The organism is Isoptericola sp. 178 (genome assembly GCF_030586525.1).
Lineage (GTDB): Bacteria > Actinomycetota > Actinomycetes > Actinomycetales > Cellulomonadaceae > Isoptericola > Isoptericola sediminis.
In genome coordinates this window covers 325,051-340,000 of the sequence record NZ_JAUQYN010000002.1, presented here as the reverse complement: position 1 = coordinate 340,000, position 14,950 = coordinate 325,051, and the positions used below count along the sequence as shown (strand labels likewise).

13 protein-coding genes and 1 pseudogene are annotated in these 14,950 nt (G+C 73.8%); 6 read left to right on the top strand and 8 right to left on the bottom strand.

Annotation, left to right across the window (positions count from 1 at the left end):
- The first annotated feature begins 2 nt into the window (after positions 1 to 2).
- Together Q6349_RS06130 and cysC are read left to right on the top strand one after the other, a co-directional pair.
- Positions 3 to 965 (top strand): sulfite exporter TauE/SafE family protein, encoded by a 963-nt coding sequence (locus Q6349_RS06130; RefSeq protein ID WP_304603327.1) that lies wholly within the window; start codon positions 3 to 5, stop codon positions 963 to 965.
- A complete protein-coding gene (cysC, locus tag Q6349_RS06125; protein WP_304603326.1) occupies positions 962 to 2,188 on the top strand; it encodes an adenylyl-sulfate kinase in 1,227 nt (408 codons plus the stop codon). Before Q6349_RS06130 ends, cysC begins: the two co-directional genes overlap by 4 nt.
- A gap of 13 nt (positions 2,189 to 2,201) precedes the next feature.
- Here the strand turns inward: cysC and Q6349_RS06120 are convergent, their stop codons facing one another.
- On the bottom strand, positions 2,202 to 3,212 hold the full coding sequence (locus Q6349_RS06120; protein ID WP_369810867.1) for an ABC transporter ATP-binding protein: 1,011 nt from the start codon (positions 3,210 to 3,212) through the stop codon (positions 2,202 to 2,204).
- On the bottom strand, positions 3,205 to 4,113 hold the full coding sequence (locus tag Q6349_RS06115; protein WP_304603325.1) for an ABC transporter permease: 909 nt from the start codon (positions 4,111 to 4,113) through the stop codon (positions 3,205 to 3,207). The genes Q6349_RS06120 and Q6349_RS06115 overlap by 8 nt, the downstream gene beginning before the upstream one ends.
- A gap of 244 nt (positions 4,114 to 4,357) precedes the next feature.
- Here Q6349_RS06115 and Q6349_RS06110 point away from each other — a divergent pair, with 244 nt between their 5' ends.
- Together Q6349_RS06110 and Q6349_RS06105 are read left to right on the top strand one after the other, a co-directional pair.
- The gene (locus Q6349_RS06110) at positions 4,358 to 5,368 is read left to right on the top strand and encodes a hypothetical protein (RefSeq protein WP_304603324.1); all 1,011 of its coding nucleotides are present in this window, start codon (positions 4,358 to 4,360) and stop codon (positions 5,366 to 5,368) included.
- Entirely contained in the window at positions 5,365 to 6,561 is a 1,197-nt protein-coding gene (locus Q6349_RS06105; protein WP_304603323.1) for a DUF6716 putative glycosyltransferase, read from the top strand. Before Q6349_RS06110 ends, Q6349_RS06105 begins: the two co-directional genes overlap by 4 nt.
- Before the next feature lie 6 nt (positions 6,562 to 6,567).
- On the opposite strand, the gene Q6349_RS06100 is transcribed toward Q6349_RS06105, so the two are convergent.
- The 5 genes and pseudogenes from Q6349_RS06100 to Q6349_RS06080 all read right to left on the bottom strand — a co-directional run.
- Positions 6,568 to 7,644, bottom strand: a complete 1,077-nt coding sequence (locus Q6349_RS06100; RefSeq protein WP_304603322.1) for a glycosyltransferase family 2 protein — start codon at positions 7,642 to 7,644, stop codon at positions 6,568 to 6,570.
- Complete coding sequence (locus Q6349_RS06095) at positions 7,637 to 9,058, bottom strand: polysialyltransferase family glycosyltransferase (protein WP_304603321.1); 1,422 nt, start codon at positions 9,056 to 9,058, stop codon at positions 7,637 to 7,639. The genes Q6349_RS06100 and Q6349_RS06095 overlap by 8 nt, the downstream gene beginning before the upstream one ends.
- Positions 9,055 to 10,053 (bottom strand): glycosyltransferase family 2 protein, encoded by a 999-nt coding sequence (locus tag Q6349_RS06090; protein WP_304603320.1) that lies wholly within the window; start codon positions 10,051 to 10,053, stop codon positions 9,055 to 9,057. Before Q6349_RS06090 ends, Q6349_RS06095 begins: the two co-directional genes overlap by 4 nt.
- A 4-nt stretch (positions 10,054 to 10,057) precedes the next feature.
- Positions 10,058 to 10,957: an N-acetylneuraminate synthase family protein gene (locus tag Q6349_RS06085; RefSeq protein WP_216077611.1), complete on the bottom strand. Its 900-nt coding sequence runs from the start codon at positions 10,955 to 10,957 to the stop codon at positions 10,058 to 10,060.
- Positions 10,958 to 11,029: 72 nt separating this feature from the next.
- A pseudogene (locus Q6349_RS06080) lies at positions 11,030 to 12,157 on the bottom strand (cytidylyltransferase domain-containing protein); the annotation flags it as partial.
- A gap of 196 nt (positions 12,158 to 12,353) precedes the next feature.
- On the opposite strand from Q6349_RS06080, the gene Q6349_RS06075 reads away from it, so the two are divergent.
- Positions 12,354 to 13,229 carry a hypothetical protein gene (locus Q6349_RS06075; protein ID WP_304603319.1) on the top strand — a complete coding sequence of 292 codons (876 nt, stop codon included), beginning with the start codon at positions 12,354 to 12,356 and terminating at the stop codon, positions 13,227 to 13,229.
- Positions 13,226 to 14,167 (top strand): hypothetical protein, encoded by a 942-nt coding sequence (locus tag Q6349_RS06070; protein WP_304603318.1) that lies wholly within the window; start codon positions 13,226 to 13,228, stop codon positions 14,165 to 14,167. The genes Q6349_RS06075 and Q6349_RS06070 overlap by 4 nt, the downstream gene beginning before the upstream one ends.
- Here the strand turns inward: Q6349_RS06070 and Q6349_RS06065 are convergent.
- Positions 14,119 to 14,895: a hypothetical protein gene (locus tag Q6349_RS06065; protein ID WP_304603317.1), complete on the bottom strand. Its 777-nt coding sequence runs from the start codon at positions 14,893 to 14,895 to the stop codon at positions 14,119 to 14,121. The genes Q6349_RS06070 and Q6349_RS06065 overlap by 49 nt on opposite strands.
- Between the last annotated feature and the right edge of the window lie 55 nt (positions 14,896 to 14,950).

Genomic DNA, 14,950 nt, shown 5'->3' with positions numbered 1-14,950 from the left:
CCATGATCGACGTCGATCCCGCCCTCGCGCTCGGCGGCCTCGTCGTCGGCTTCGTGGTCGGTCTGACGGGCATGGGTGGCGGGGCGCTCATGACCCCCATGCTGATCTTCGTGTTCCGGGTCGACCCCCTGGTCGCCGTCTCGAGCGACATCGTCGCGAGCCTTTTCATGAAGCCGGCGGGCGCCGTCGTCCACCTCCGGCGTCGGACGGCGAACCTGCAGCTCGTCGGCTGGCTCTGCGTCGGGTCGGTCCCGGCGGCCTTCGGCGGCGTCTTCCTGATCCGGGCGCTCCCCTTCGGCGACTCCCTGGACGAGGCCCTGCGCCTCGTGCTCGGCGTCGCCCTCCTGCTCGCGGCGACGATGCTCGTCGTGCGCGCGACGATCGGCATGGTGCAGCACCAGCGCGCCCTCGGGGAGGGGCCCGTCCGTCCGACCAACGCCGGGGTGGTGGTCCGCCCGGTCCCCACGGTCGCCCTGGGGGCGGTCGCGGGTCTGCTCGTGGGCATGACGTCGGTCGGGTCGGGGTCGATCGTCATCGTGGCGCTGCTGATGCTCTACCCCGCGCTCAAGGCCTCCAACCTGGTCGGCACCGATCTCGTGCAGGCCGTGCCGCTGGTCGCCGCGGCCGCGCTCGGCCACCTGATGTACGGGGACTTCTCGCTGGACCTGACCACCTCGCTGCTGATCGGCGCCGTCCCCGGCGCGTGGGCCGGCGCCCACGTCTCCAGCCGGGCCCCGGGCGGCCTCATCCGACGCGCGCTCGCCGTCCTCCTGCTCGCCTCCGGGCTGAAGCTGCTGGGCGCACCGCTCGCCGTCGTGCTGGGTGCCGCCGCGGTCGCGCTGGTCGGGGGGAACATCGCCTGGGTCGTGATCAGGGACCGGCTGGCCCACCACCCACCACGCACCCCGCCGACGCCGGACCGGGCGTCGGTCTCGACGACGAAGGACGACACCGAACGCCCATGAACACACCGGAGACGACCTACGTCCTGAGCCCGGTCGAGCTCGACCTGCTCGAGCTCCACCTCGGTGGCGGGACGGACACGCTGACCCTGCTCGACCGCCCGGTGCAGGGACCCGTGACGCTCACCGACGCGGAGAACACGCCGCTGGCCGTCCTCGGGGAGGACGGCACCGCGACCGCGCTCAAGCCGATCGCCCGCGCCGCGGGACCGCACTGGGACCCGGCGGTGCGCCGCGGCGCGCACGACGTCGCGCACGAGATCCGCCGCGAGGTCGGGCCCGTCGGTGACGTGCTGGCCCTCCTGGTCGACGCCGCCCCGACACGGGACGAGCTGGACGCCCTCGACGGTCTCGTCGCCGGAGCCGCCGCCGTGCTGGTGCTGGTGCCCGCGTCCCGGCGGCACCCGGAGCCCGGTCACCTCGGCGCGCCCGGCCTCGCGCGCGTCGGCACCGTGGTGGGCGACGCCGTCGCCGCCGCGTTCGACGGGCCGGTCCGGACCGTCGTCGTGCCCTGGGCCGACGGCGCCGGACTGCGCTGGGACGACGTCGCCGCCCACCACGGCGCGGACCGCGTGGAGCGCCTGGCCGACCACCGCACTCCCCCGACGGCGGAGCGGGTGGCAGGTCTGAGCACGCTGTGGTCGAGGGAGGTCGGGACCCTGTACCCCGACGCCGTCGCCCGGGAGGTGGAGCACGCCGCGCGCGGTGCCCGGTCCGAGGGCACGGTCGTGTTCTTCACCGGCCTGTCCGGTTCCGGCAAGTCCACCGTCGCCCAGGCGCTGGCGGCCGAGCTCGACGACGAGGGGCGCCACACGACCCTCCTCGACGGCGACGCCGTGCGACAGCACCTGTCCAAGGGCCTCGGGTTCGACAAGGCGTCGCGCGAGCTGAACGTCGAGCGCATCGGCTACGTGGCCTCGCTGGTCGCGTACCACGGGGGTGTCGCGATCGCGGCACCGATCGCCCCGTTCGCGTCCGGGCGTGCCCGGGTGCGGGAGATGGCCCAGGCCGCCGGCAGGTTCGTCCTCGTGCACGTCTCCACACCGCTGGAGGTCTGCGAGGCGCGGGACCGCAAGGGCCTCTACGCCAAGGCCCGTGCCGGCGAGATCCCCGAGTTCACCGGGATCTCGTCACCGTACGAGGAGCCGACCGACGCCGACCTCGTCGTCGACACGTCGGTGACCTCGGTGGAGGATGCCGTCGCGCGCGTCAAGGACCTGCTCTGAGCCCGGGCGACGGTCAGGCGTCGGGCGCCGGCGCCTTGTCCTGGCGCCGGGCCCTGCCGCCCGAGACCTGACCGCCGCCCCCGCCGTTGCGCTTGCGGCGTCGGCCCCCCGCCTGGCCGCTGGACCGGGCCTGCCGGTGCGCCCGGACGAACTCGCGATAGGCCGCCGTGACCTCCTCGACAGGTCCGTCCATCACGAGCTGGCCCTGGTGCATCCACAGCACCCGGGTGCACATCGCCTCGATCGTGGAGATCGAGTGGCTCACCAGGAAGACCGTTCCTGCCTGCTGCCGGACCTCGGCGATGCGTGCCTTGGAACGCGCCTTGAACGCGGCGTCACCGGTGGCCAGTGCTTCGTCGACCATGAGGATGTCGGGGATGGCCGCCGAGCTGATCGCGAAGCGGAGGCGTGCCGCCATCCCGGAGGAGTAGGTCTTCATGGGCATGTCCACGAAGTCGCCGATGTCCGCGAACTCGACGACCTCGTCGAACCTCTCGTCCACCTGCTTGGGTGTCATGCCGAGGGCCAGGCCACCGATCTCGATGTTCTTCGCCCCGGTCATCTGCGGCATGAGCGCGGCGTTGACCCCCAGGAGCGCCGGTTCGCCGTCCACGTACACCGACCCGGAGTGCGGGGGGATGAGGCCGGTGATCGCCCGCAACAGCGTCGACTTGCCCGAGCCGTTGATGCCGACGATCCCGATCGACTCCCCGTGCCGGGCCATGAAGGACACGCCGCGGACCGCATGGACCTCGGAGACGGCCCCGACGTGCTGGCGTCCGGCGCCGAGCAACCGCTTGACGAGGCTGCGCCGGGGCGGCTCGGCGTCCTGGACGTGGATCCCCTGCGCGCGGGCGCTCTCGGCCGTCTTGCCGCCGAACACCCGGAAGACGATGTGCAGGTCGTCGACGACCAGGCACGGATCACCGAGCGGGATCGCCTCCGCGTGCTCACCGGCGTCGTCGGCCTCGTCCTCCATGTCGAAGTCGAGGTGGGCGTCCGCCTCGGACACGTCGTCAGTCACGTCCGTACCTCTCCTCACCGCGCCAGAAGATGATGAATCCGGCGACGAAGAACACCACGGCCCAGATGATGCCGAGCCACCACTTGAACGGGTCCTGCTGGAACGCGTCCTCGTTCATCAGCGACGCGCGGGCCAGGTAGAGATACACCGCGACCGGCTGGTACTCGAGGATCGTGGCCGTCCAGCCCTGCATCCACTGGGGCAGCTCGTTGACGTACCGCACCACGGGGAAGATGACACCGGAGGCGTACATCGTGAGACGCAGGACGAAGCTGATGACGTTGTCCAGGTCGGGCGTGATCGCGACCAGCCGCGCCATGATGAACGCGATCCCCATGTTGAAGACCCAGAGCAGGCCCACGGCCGGGATCAGCAGCAGCCACTCCCACGTGAGGGGCACAGGGTCGTAGTCGGGCAGCAGTCCGGACCCCAGGACGATCAGGCACATGACCACCAGCGACGGCACGAGCGTCGTCAGGTGCGACATGACGTTCGACAGCGGCAGCACCGCACGCGGGAAGTGCAGGGAGCGGATCAGGTTGGACCGCTTGGCGATCGACTGCGCCCCGCCGTTGACCGACTGCTCCACGAACCGGAAGAGGAACACGCCGATGACGATGAAGGCGATGGTGTTGTCGACACCACGGCTCACGTTGAGCAGCATGCCGAAGATCAGCACGTAGACCGAAGCGTTGAGGATCGGGTTGAGGACCGCCCACAGCTGGCCGAGGTAGGTGTTCTGGTTGCGGGCGTACGCGGTGGACGTGCCGAGCACCCGGATGAACGGTCCGCGCCGGGCCACGTCCTTGATGTAGGTCCACAACGGCGGGCGGACGCCCATCTTCGTCAGGCCGTACTTCTCCGCCTCTGCCCGCCGCTCGGCGGACGAGGTCGCCGGCACGACGGGAGCGGGTGCTTCCGGCGATGATGGACGTTGTGCGCCCTGCGTACCCGAGGTCGCGGTCTTCACGGGGGTCACGATACGGTGCGAACCTGTCTCTCAGGGAATCCGACGGTCCGATCGTACCTACAGGGCGTGAGGCGTTCCGAACCAGGTCGGACATGCTGTCCGATGTCGAGCACCGTTCATCCGGGCGCCATCCCCACGCCGTCTCGAGGTCGTCCGGCGCTGCGACGCTGACCGCGTGAGCGCACTGGTCGAGTCCCCGCTGCAACTGCTCTGCGCCGTCGAGGCGCACGCCGCCGGCCACACCGAGGGGCGCCTGCGCATCACGGCTCGCCAGGGGGTGCCCACGATGCCCGACACCGTGGCGGCGCTTCGCGAGCTCGGCCTGCCCGACGGGGTGGACGTGCAGGTCGGGCCCGCGCGCCGGGCACTGGCTCCGGAGGAGCCCTGGGTGTGCGGCGACCCCTTCTCCGGCGCGTACCAGGCGGCGCTGTCGACAGGCACTCCCTCGCGCCAGGTGGTGGTCGACGACGGCCTGGGCACCCTCGACGTCGTCGACCGGCTCGTGTCGGGCCGGCCACTCGTCCGGCTCTCCGCCCCGCGCCACCCCGTCCGGCGAGTCCTGGGCGCGATGACCACCCGACGGCTGCGACGACAGGCCGCTCGGGGTGGGCTCACCCTCTGCACGATGCTGCCGCTGGGCGACGCCCGCCGTGCGGCGCTGTCCCGGCTCGGCGTGGAGGTGGTCGAGCACTCCTTCGAGTGGTTGGCGTCCCACACCCCCACCGGTCCGGGCGCCGCCGGCGCCGAACCGACGGTCGTGGTCGGGTCCGCGCTCGTGGCAGACCGACTGGTGCACCCCGACCACTACCTCACCTGGCTCCGCGGGCTCGCCGCCGACGGTCCGGTGCGGTACGTGCCGCACCGGCGTCATCACCCGCTCGTGACCGCCGCTGTCGAGACGCTTCCCGGCGTCCGGGTCGACGCGCCCGGCGCCCCGGTGGAGCTGCGTCTGCGCGGCCTGGACCCCGACCAGCAGGTCGTCTCGCTGCCGTCGACGTCGGCGGTGACGCTGACGCGGCTGCTCGGCCCCCGCGGTGTCCGGGTCACCACGCACGACGTCCCCGACTCCTGGTGGACACCGCACGCGACCCCGGCGCTGCGCGACCACCTCCGCCGCGCGGCCCTGCTCGCCCGGGCAGCCACCCCGTCGCGGCGCCCGTCACCGGCCCGCGTCCGGGTGTCATGAGCGTCCCCCGCGTGCTGGCGGTGGCCGACTCGGACTCCTACCTGAAGTGGGCGGCGTGGACCCTGGCCGGTCTCCGGCTCGCGGATCCGGCGAATGCGCCGGGCGCCGAGATGGTCGTCGTGCGCTCTCCTCTGGCACCCAGCGCAGCTCAGCGGCACGCCGCGACCGTCGGCACGGCGATCCCGGACCCCCGCGTCCTCGGGCCCTGGGGGGTCGGCCGTCTCGTGGCCGACACGCGACCGGACGTCGTGCTCGTAGCGGCCACGGGTCCCGTCGCCGAGCTCGTCGCACGCCAGGTCGTGCGCGCCACCCGGCGCGGCGGTCGACCCGCGCTGGTGACGGGGCTGCCCGGGATGGCCCTGCCGGCCACCCCGCACGGCACCGGGTGGCGCCGGTGGGCCGACGCCTTCGTCGTGCACGGCCCGCAGGAAGTGGCCCCCTACGCCGAGGCCTTCGCCGCTCACGGTGTCGGTCCTCGCCTCGTGCTGTCCCGCCTGCCGTTCATGCCGCGGGCCGGGACCGACCGGCCGGACCCGCCCGTCGCACCGCGTCGCGTGGTGTTCGCCGCGCAGGCGAAGGTTCCCACGACCCGTGCGGAGCGGTTGCGCCTGCTCGACGGTCTGGCGACGCTGACGGACGACGGGTACCGGGTGATCGTGAAGCTGCGAGGGCGGGGCGGGGAGCGACAGACGCACAACGAGCCGTTCCCGCTCGACGTGCTGTGGGACGCCGAGCACGGCCGGCTCGGACGCTCGCGCGGCGACCTGGACTTCGCCGTCGGCGCGCTCTCCGACCATCTCGGGCCGGGGACCGCCCTCGTGACCGTGAGCTCGACCGCGGCGCTGGAGTCACTCGCCCGCGGTCTGCCCACCGTGCTGGTCCAGGACTTCGGCGTGGGTCCCGACCAGCTCAACGAGGCGTTCGCCGGCTCCGGGTGCCTGCGACGCCTGGACGAGATCGCGGACACGCTGCGCGGTGGCGGTCCCGTCCCGGACCCGGCCTGGTGCGCGGACGGCTACCTCCACACGCGTGACGACCTGCCCGCCGCGGTCGCGGTGCTCGGCGACCTGTCCCGCCGGGGCGCGCTGCCGCCGGCCACGACCGCGCCGTGGTCGTGGCCACGGCACGTCTGGGCAGCAGCGCGCAGCGCCCTGCCGACCGCCGTCTCGGCACGCCTTCGTCGCCGGCCGTGACCCGGATCAGGCCCGGTGGTCGACCGCCGCCCGGGCGGTCAGACCCCGGACGAACCCCGCGCCCCAGCACAGGTGCATCGTCATGAGCACCACGGGCAGGACCAGGGCGGAACGCGCTGCGAGCCGGGGCCGACGGGTCGCCGCGTGGACGGTGGCCGCCAGGACGCCGAGGAGGTACCCCGCCGGCGCCACGGCCCCGACCGCGGTCAGCACCGGTGCCGCCGTCAGCAGCCCTGCCGCCCCGACCAGCACCGACATCCCGAGGACCGTCACCAGCACGGGCGGTGCCAGGTAGCGCAGACCCGCCGTGGACGGGTCCCGGCGGACCACCTCGCGCCGCCACATCCCGGTGCGCCAGAACTGCTTGGCGACGGCCCGTACGGTCCGTCGCGGGCGGTACTCGACCACGAGCGCCGGGTCGAACCACAGCAGACCGCCGGCCCGGCGGAGCCGGAGGCACAGGTCCCAGTCCTCGGCCCGGAAGAGCGTCGGGTCGTACCCGCCGACGCGGCGCACGGCCTCCCGCCGGAACGCACCCAGGTACACGGTCTGCGCCGGCCCGGGGTCGCCCCCGACGTGGAACGAGGCCGCGCCGATACCCGCCGGGTGGCTCATCGCCCGCGCCGTCGCCTCCTGGACGGTCCCGGTGCCGACCGGGCTCATCACCCCGCCGACCCCGACCGCACCGGTCTGGCGCAGCAGGTCGACGCACCGGCGCACGTAGCCGGGCGGCAGCTCGGTGTGCCCGTCCACCCGCAGGACGACGGGGTGCCCGTCCGCGCCGTCGGCGTGCTCGATCGCGAGATTCAGCCCGATCGAGCGGGATCCCGTCGGGTTGTCGACGAGCACGACCCGGTCGTCCGCGGCCGCGAGCCCGGCCGCGATCCGCTCGGTCGCGTCGCGGGACGGGCCGACGGCGACGACGAGCCTCAGCTCCCCGTCGTGGTCCTGCGCGAGCACGGAGCGCATCGCGGCCTCGAGGTAGGCCTCCTCGTCGCGCACGCAGGCCACGACCGTGACCCCGCAGCGGTCGGGCAGGGCCTCCGTGTGCCGGAGCACCTCGGCGAGGTCCGCGTCACCCACGGGAGGCCACCTTCGCCCGTGCGACGCCGACGGCGGCCCGCAGGTCGTCACCGCCGCCGGAGACCCCGGAGGCGACGAGCCGTCGCAGGCGTCCGCCGAGCAGCCGCCGGTCCGCACCGTCGAGCGCGGCGACCAGCCGCGTGGACCGCCACCACGGCACGGGGAACCCGCCGGGCAGGCCCAGCGCCGTGAGCCGACGGCGTCGGAACCACCGGCGCAGCTCCGCGTCGTCCAGGCCGCGCAGCAGCGCGGCGGTCTCGTCACGGAACGCGGCCAGGCGCTCGGGCTGCTGGCAGTACGAGACGGCACGCACGAGCTGCTGCATCCGCGCGGGGTCCTCGCCCCAGGCCTCGTCGGTCCGGTCGAGCGCGTCGACGACGACCGCCGGCACCCGGTTCGAGTTCGGGTACGGCTCCAGCCGGTCGAGCAGCGTCTCGGTGCCGACGCCGACCGTGGGGATCCGGTAGAGGGCGCGGGCGGTGGCCAGGCCCGTCGAGAAGCAGGTCACGACCAGTCCGGGTGCCGACACGTCGAACACCGACTCGGCGAGCACGGCCGAGGGCGCCACGTCCAGCTCGACACCGCGCGAGGCCGCGTGGGCGGCGAGGTCACGCGTCCCCTGGCTCGGCGCCGACGGGTGCGGCTTGAGGAGCACGCGCGTGAACCCCCGGTCCGCCGCCGCGTCCACCATCCGCCGGTGCAGCGCCTGCTCCTCCTGCGGGGTCAGGAGGCCGATCGCGGCCAGGTACTGCCCGAGGACCAGCGCGTACGACCCGGCCGGCGGCAGCACGCCCGCGAGCGCCGCGCCATCCCGCTCGACGGCGTCCGTCACCGCGGCGACGACCTTGCGGAACGACTCGGCGGGGACGAGCGTGCCGGGCACGTCCCACTCGGCCAGCAGCGTCGGGCGGACGCCGGGCAGCAGGTCGGGGTGCAGCACGCGCTCGACCCGTCCGCCGACCTCGTGGCCGACGTCGAACCGGGTCGGCCCGTAGACCATCAGCCCGTCGGCGTACACGGTCAGGGCCGCGCTCGCGAAGATGGCCACCAGCGCCCCGGTCGGCGGGGTCGCCACGGACTCCCCGACGAGCTCGAGCGGGCCGTCGCCGAGCCGCCACCGCTCGCGCAGCAGCCGCTCCCAGACCGGTGCGTCGGCCGCACGCGGCGTCCACGACTTGGGGTGGTGCGGCGCGACGACGTCGTTCCAGGCGACGACGTGGTCGAACCGGTCGGCCAGCGCGGCGAAGCCGGGGCCGCGGGTGAAGTCCTCCGACGCCTCCGGCGCCGGGACGTTGTGCTGGACCACCAGCACCGTCCGGTCGCGGCGTGGCAGCACACCGGCGTCCCACGCCGCGACGACCGTGGCCGTGCCGAACAGCGTCGAGGCGGTCACGACCTGCGTCCCGATGGTCACAGCCGTACTCCTTGCCTGCGGATCGCCCGGGCACGTTCGGGGCCGATGCCCGCGACCTGCCGGACGAGGACAGCGTCGTCGAGACGGGCCAGGACCTGCGCGGCCCGTCCCGTCATCTGCGTCCAGACGGCGTCCGGGTAGGACGTCCGTCGCTTCACGTGGTGGTGCAGCACCGCCAGGAGGTCGCGGGCGACCTTCGGCTCGTACCGCGTCAGGTCCTGGTCGCGCAGCTGGTCGAGCACCGCGTCGTAGGCCTCGAGGAACCCGAGCTGGCGCGCGTCACCGATGTCGGTCAAGGAGCCGTCCACGGCCCGCCGGTAGACGTAGCCGGGGGCGTCGACGACGGCGTAGGACCGGGTGCCGAGCAGCAGGCGCCACGCCCACTCGCGGTCCTCCGCCGTCGGGAGGCTCTCGTCGAAGACGGCGAGCCCCGCGTCGACGACCCGGCGCGCGAGCAGCCGGGAGGAGACCTGCACGTAGTTCACCATCGTCGACCGGTTCGTCGGCATGATGCCGGTCCGCGGGTCGAGGGCGACGTGCCGACGCGGTTCCGGCGCCCGGACCAGCCGGCGACCCGTGCCGTGCGCCTGCACCTGGTCGCAGACGAGGAAGTCGACGTCGTGCTGCTCGGCCGCCCGCACCATCGCGGCCAGGTGACCGGGGAAGTACCAGTCGTCCGGGTCGAGGAACGTGATCCACCGCCCGGTGGACGCGGCGATCCCCCGGTTGCGGGCCGCCGAGACCCCGCGAGGCGTCGGATGGTGGAGCCGGCGCAGCGCGGGGAACGTCGCGGCGGCGGCGTCGAGCACGTCGCCGGTGTCGTCCGTGGACCCGTCGTCGACGACCACGACCTCCACCTGGTCCAGGTCGAGGCCCTGGCGCCGCAGGGAGCCCAGGGCGTCGGGCAGGTGCCCGCCGGCGTCCCGCGCGGGGACGACGACGGACACCTGGGGTCGAGCGTGGATCATCGGGTCCGCGACCTCCCCGTCCGTCACGCGGTCAGCCGGCGACGCGGCGCAGCCGCGACATGGGGGCATGCTCGCCGGGCATCACGCGCTTCTCGCCGTCGCCGAGCGCGTCCTGGAGGATGCGGATGTCCCGGACCAGGTTGTTCAGACCCTTCGGCTCGACGGACGCGGCATGGTCGGAACCCCACATGGCCCGGTCCAGGGTGATGTGTCGCTCGACCGCGACGGCACCGAGGGCGACGGCACCGAGGGAGATCTGCAGGCCGGTCTCGTGGCCGGAGTACCCCACGGGCACGCCGTAGCGCTCGCGCAGCGTGGCGATGGTGCGCAGGTTCGCCTCCTCCGGCGGGAGGGGGTAGGTCGACGTGGCGTGCAGCATCACCAGACCGTCGGTCCCGAGGATCTCCACGGCGGCGTCGATCTGCTCCAGCGTCGACATCCCGGTCGACAGGATGAGCGGCTTGCCCGTGTCGGCGAGCGCCCGCAGCAGGTCGTGGTCCGTGACCGACGCCGAGGCGATCTTGTGGGTCGGCACCCCGAACTCCTCGAGGAACGCCACCGAGGGGACGTCCCACGGCGACGCGAACCACTGGATGCCCTGCGCCTTGGCGTACTGGTCGATCTCGGTGTACTCGTCGTGCTCGAACTCGACCTTGTACTTGTAGTCGAGGTAGGTCATCTCGCCCCAGGGCGTCTGCCGGATCTTGTCGCGCTGGTCCGGGGGCGTCGAGATCTCCGGGGTCCGCTTCTGGAACTTCACGGCCTGGCAGCCGGCGGCGACCGCGACGTCGACGAGCTGCTTGGCGATCTCGACGTCGCCGTTGTGGTTGATCCCGATCTCGCCGATCACGTACACGGGGTGGCCGGCACCGACCTGGTGCTCGCCGATCTGGACGGGCTGCAGCGCCGCGGTGGTCGTGGTGGTGGTCATGACGGGGTCCTTCCGATGGGTGATGACGATGCGGTCGCAGATCTCGCGCACGGCGCCGTGGCCGCCGCGGGCTGCGGTGACGACCCGCGCGGCGGCGAGCACGTCGGGACGGGCGTCGGCGACGGCCACCGGCCAGCCGACGACACCCAGGGCGGGGAGGTCGTTGAGGTCGTTGCCGACGTAGGCGACTCGTCGGGGGTCGAGGTCGCGTGCCGCGCACCAGGCGCGCAGGGCCGCGGCCTTGTCGTCGACGCCCTGGAGGACCTCGACGCCGAGCTTGCGGGCCCGGGCGGTGACGACGGGGTCGGTCTCCTTGGACAGGATGAGGACCGGGAGTCCTGCGTCGCGCAGCCGGCCGATGCCGAGACCGTCGCCGCGGTGGACGCGCACCGTCTCGACACCTCCGGAGTCGACGAGGACGCGGTCGTCGGTGTGCACGCCGTCGAAGTCGGTGACGAGGGCGTCGACGTCGAGCGCCGCGGCGTCCTGCGGCACGGGGGCGGGCCCGGCGACGCCGTCCGCGGGGCGGTCGAGCAGGGCACGGGCGAGCCAGAGGTCGCGCGGCTCGTCGATCTCGAGCGCGTGCTCCGGCGCCACGGGCTGCAGGCCGACCGACCCGAAGAAGCGGCTCCCGGCCGCCCGGAGCCCGGCCGTGCGCATGACGTAGAAGGCTCCGGTCTCGCGGAAGTGCGGTGCACGGTCCTGGCGCCGCGGACGGTGGTCCGTCGTGTGCCCGACGGGGACGGGGCCGCCGGCGTCCAGGCGCCACTGGAAGTCGTGGGTGGGGGTGACGGCGACGACGACGTCGTGCTCCTCGTCGAGCACCCGGCCGATCGCCAGGTCGAGGTCGGCGGGGTCGACGAACGGGCTGGTCGCCTGCAGCAGGACGGTGACGGCGGGGTCGGGCCGTCCCTGCGCCGCGAGCGTGTCCAGCGCGTGCAGCACGGCGGACTCCGAGCTGGCGGTCGCGCCGGACAGGTTCGCCGGGCGCTCGACGACCAGGGCGCCGTGCCGCCGGGCCTCTGCGGCGATCCCGTCGTGGTCGGTGGACACGACGACGTCGGTCACCGCGGGCGCCGCGGTCGCCGCCCGCACGGAGCGGGCGACCAGCGAGCTCCCGCCGACGTGCTGCAGATTCTTCAGCGGGACGCCGACCGACCCGCCACGGGCGGGGATCACGACGAGGACGGAATGGTGCATGTCGGCGACTCTAGGTCGCCCGGACGACGCCTTCGGCCCATTCCCGGTAACGCGGACGGAACAGTCGGTGGCCGATCGGTGAACATTCTTCAGAATGGCACCACGGACCCTGTGCCCGGCCACGAGAATGTCATGTCAGGGCCCTCCCGGTGCCACCATTCCTCTGACCGACCTCTCGAGAACAGGAGCAACGACGATGCTGGACGCGACGTCGCGGCCCCCCGCCACCGCACCGGCGGTGGCCGTCCATCTCGGTGCCCACCCGCCGACCGCCCGCGCGGTCCAGGACTGGTGCGGGACCCACCGGCGGCCGCTCCGGCGCCGCGGTCTGGCGGCGCGGACCACCTGGTCGGAGCTCCGCCAGGCGGCGCCGGCCCTCGACTGGCGCAGCGACCGCAGCCGACGCCAGATCCGGGAATACCTCACCGCCGAGGGGCCGGCCCTGTTCTCCTCGCACGCACCGCTGGGACCGGCTTTCCACCACACCGGTGGACCGCTGCACCCCACCGCCGCCGCGGGCGTGGACGGTCTCGCCGCCGCGCTGGAGGACGTGCCCTGGACGCTCCATCTGTCCATCGGCCGCCAGGCGGAGACGGTCGTGGGCGCCTGGGTCACGGCGGTCCGCCACGGCCACGTGGTCACGTTCGAGGACTTCCTGACCACGACCGAGGACGCCTCCTGGGTCCCGCTCGTGGAGCACGTGGTCGCGACGGTCGGCGCCGACCGGGTGACGGTCCACGACGTGGCGACCGACCCTGACCGCCGCGACGCGGCCGCCTCGGTGCTCACCACCGCCCTGGGCGAGCTGCTCGGCGGGCCGACCGAGCTCGGCGACGACGCGACCGCCGAGCCGGTGCACCCGTCCTGGTCGCGCCGGCAGACCGAGGTCGCCCTGGCCGCGCTGCCGCACCTGCGCTCCTGGGACGAACGGCGCATGCTGCGCAGCTTCGTCGACGGCATCGACGTCGGCGGCGCACCGGCCTGGCCGCTGACGGCCCGCCAGGAGGAGCTCCTGGCCGCCCGCGACCTCGCCGACCGCACCCGCATCCGCACCCTGGTGGAGGTCCGATGAACCTGATCGACCGCACGACCGCGGCCCTGCGTCGCCGGCGCCGAGCCCCCGCCGACCGCCGCGTCGTGCTCCACCTGGGGTCCCAGAAGACCGGCACCACGGCCGTGCAGGCCTGGTGCCGCGACCACACCGAGACCTTGGCGCGCGAGGGGGTCGCGGTCCGCACGACCCAGCCGGAGATCCGGGCCGCGCTCGGCGGCTGGTACGACACCTCCCGGCCCGGGGCCGACACCCGGCTGAGGACCTTCCTCGAGTCCGCCTGGAGCACGAGCGGCGCCGACGGACTGTTCTACTCGTGCGAGTCCAACGTCGGACCGGCGTTCGTCCGGGACTCGCCGGTGCTGTACCCGCGGCTGTCCGAGGCGGTCGCCGGCATCGACCGCGCCACCGCCGGGGTCCACCGCCACGTGCAGTTCACCGTGCGCAGCTACGGCGACTTCCTCGAGTCCGCGTACCAGCAGCAGCTCAAGCACGGCCGCCCGGTCCGGTTCGACGAGCTGGCCGACCGCGTCCTGGACGGGCTCTCGTGGCGCGCACCGGTCGAACGGCTGGTCGAGGCCTTCGGCGCCGGGAACGTGACCGTCTACGACTACGACCGGGTCCGCCCGGCACCCGAGCGGCCGCTGGTGGGACAGATCCTCACCGACGCCCTGCAGCTCCTGGACGCGGCGGGAGCGGCCGTCGGGGACGAGGTCTCCCGCCGCACCAACACGCGGTACACGCAGCGGATGGCGGACCTGTCCGTCGCGGTGCTGCCGCTGCTGGACGGCGTCGACGAGCGAGCGGCCCTGCACCGCTTCGTGACGGACGCCCTCGGACGCCGTCCGGCCGCCGACGACGTCCCGGCGTCGTTCCTCGACCCGGGCACCGCCGCCGAGCTCCGGGACCGCTACGCCCGCGACCTGGCCTGGATCGACTCGCTGGTCGGTGTGCGATGACGGTGGTCGTAGCCGAAGACCTCCCCCAGCAGACGTTCCCGCGCGGCCACCCGGCCACGGAGGTCCGCGGGGACGGCGAACCCGCGGACGGAGTCCAGGCGTGCGCTGGTGTTGAGCCGCTGCTGGGCCCGGACGGCGGTCAGCGCCGCCTGCCGGGACGGCCGCCACGAGAGGTCGTCGCGCAGCACCAGCGCCTCGAGGTCCTGCGGGAGTCTCTCGTTGCGCAGGACGACGTCCACGACGTGGTGCCGGCGGTACGCCGCCACGAACTCCTCCGGCGACCCGACGTCGCGCATCCACCGGTCGGGCCGCGGTGCGGCGAGGCGTGCCACCCGGTAGGAGAGCAGGCCGGTGTGCTCGGCCACCCCGCGGCGGTGGTAGCTCGGCGGATCCAGCACCGCTGCGGAGGCCGGGTCCAGCACCACGTCGAGCCACCGGTCGAACCCGGCCGCCGTGCCGTCGTACAGCGCGCCGTGGCCGGCGTCGCGCAGCCGGCCGAAGAGCCCGCCCCTGCCCTGGCTCCCGTAGGAGAACAGCGACAGGTAGGTGTCCACGGGGTCCCGGACCGACAGGACGTGCAGCCGCCCCGCGGGCGGACGGTCCTCCAGCTCGTGGTGCTTGCGGCACCACACCTCGTCGTCGTCGAGGAAGTCGCGCAGGAACTGCGAGACATAGGTGGATCCCGACTTCTCGACGTCGAGATAGGCCAGAGTGTGAAAAGCGTGCACGACAGCTCCGCAAGGTCGATGGAGAATCGAGACGATACCCGATCGCCGAGGAATA

Coding starts and splice junctions, on each gene's coding strand:
- Q6349_RS06130 (WP_304603327.1), top strand. CDS start 3: ATGATCGACGTCGATCCCGCCCTCGCGCTCGGCGGCCTCGTCGTCGGC.
- cysC (WP_304603326.1), top strand. CDS start 962: ATGAACACACCGGAGACGACCTACGTCCTGAGCCCGGTCGAGCTCGAC.
- Q6349_RS06105 (WP_304603323.1), top strand. CDS start 5,365: ATGAGCGTCCCCCGCGTGCTGGCGGTGGCCGACTCGGACTCCTACCTG.
- Q6349_RS06085 (WP_216077611.1), bottom strand. CDS start 10,957: ATGACCACCACCACGACCACCGCGGCGCTGCAGCCCGTCCAGATCGGC.
- Q6349_RS06075 (WP_304603319.1), top strand. CDS start 12,354: ATGCTGGACGCGACGTCGCGGCCCCCCGCCACCGCACCGGCGGTGGCC.
- Q6349_RS06070 (WP_304603318.1), top strand. CDS start 13,226: ATGAACCTGATCGACCGCACGACCGCGGCCCTGCGTCGCCGGCGCCGA.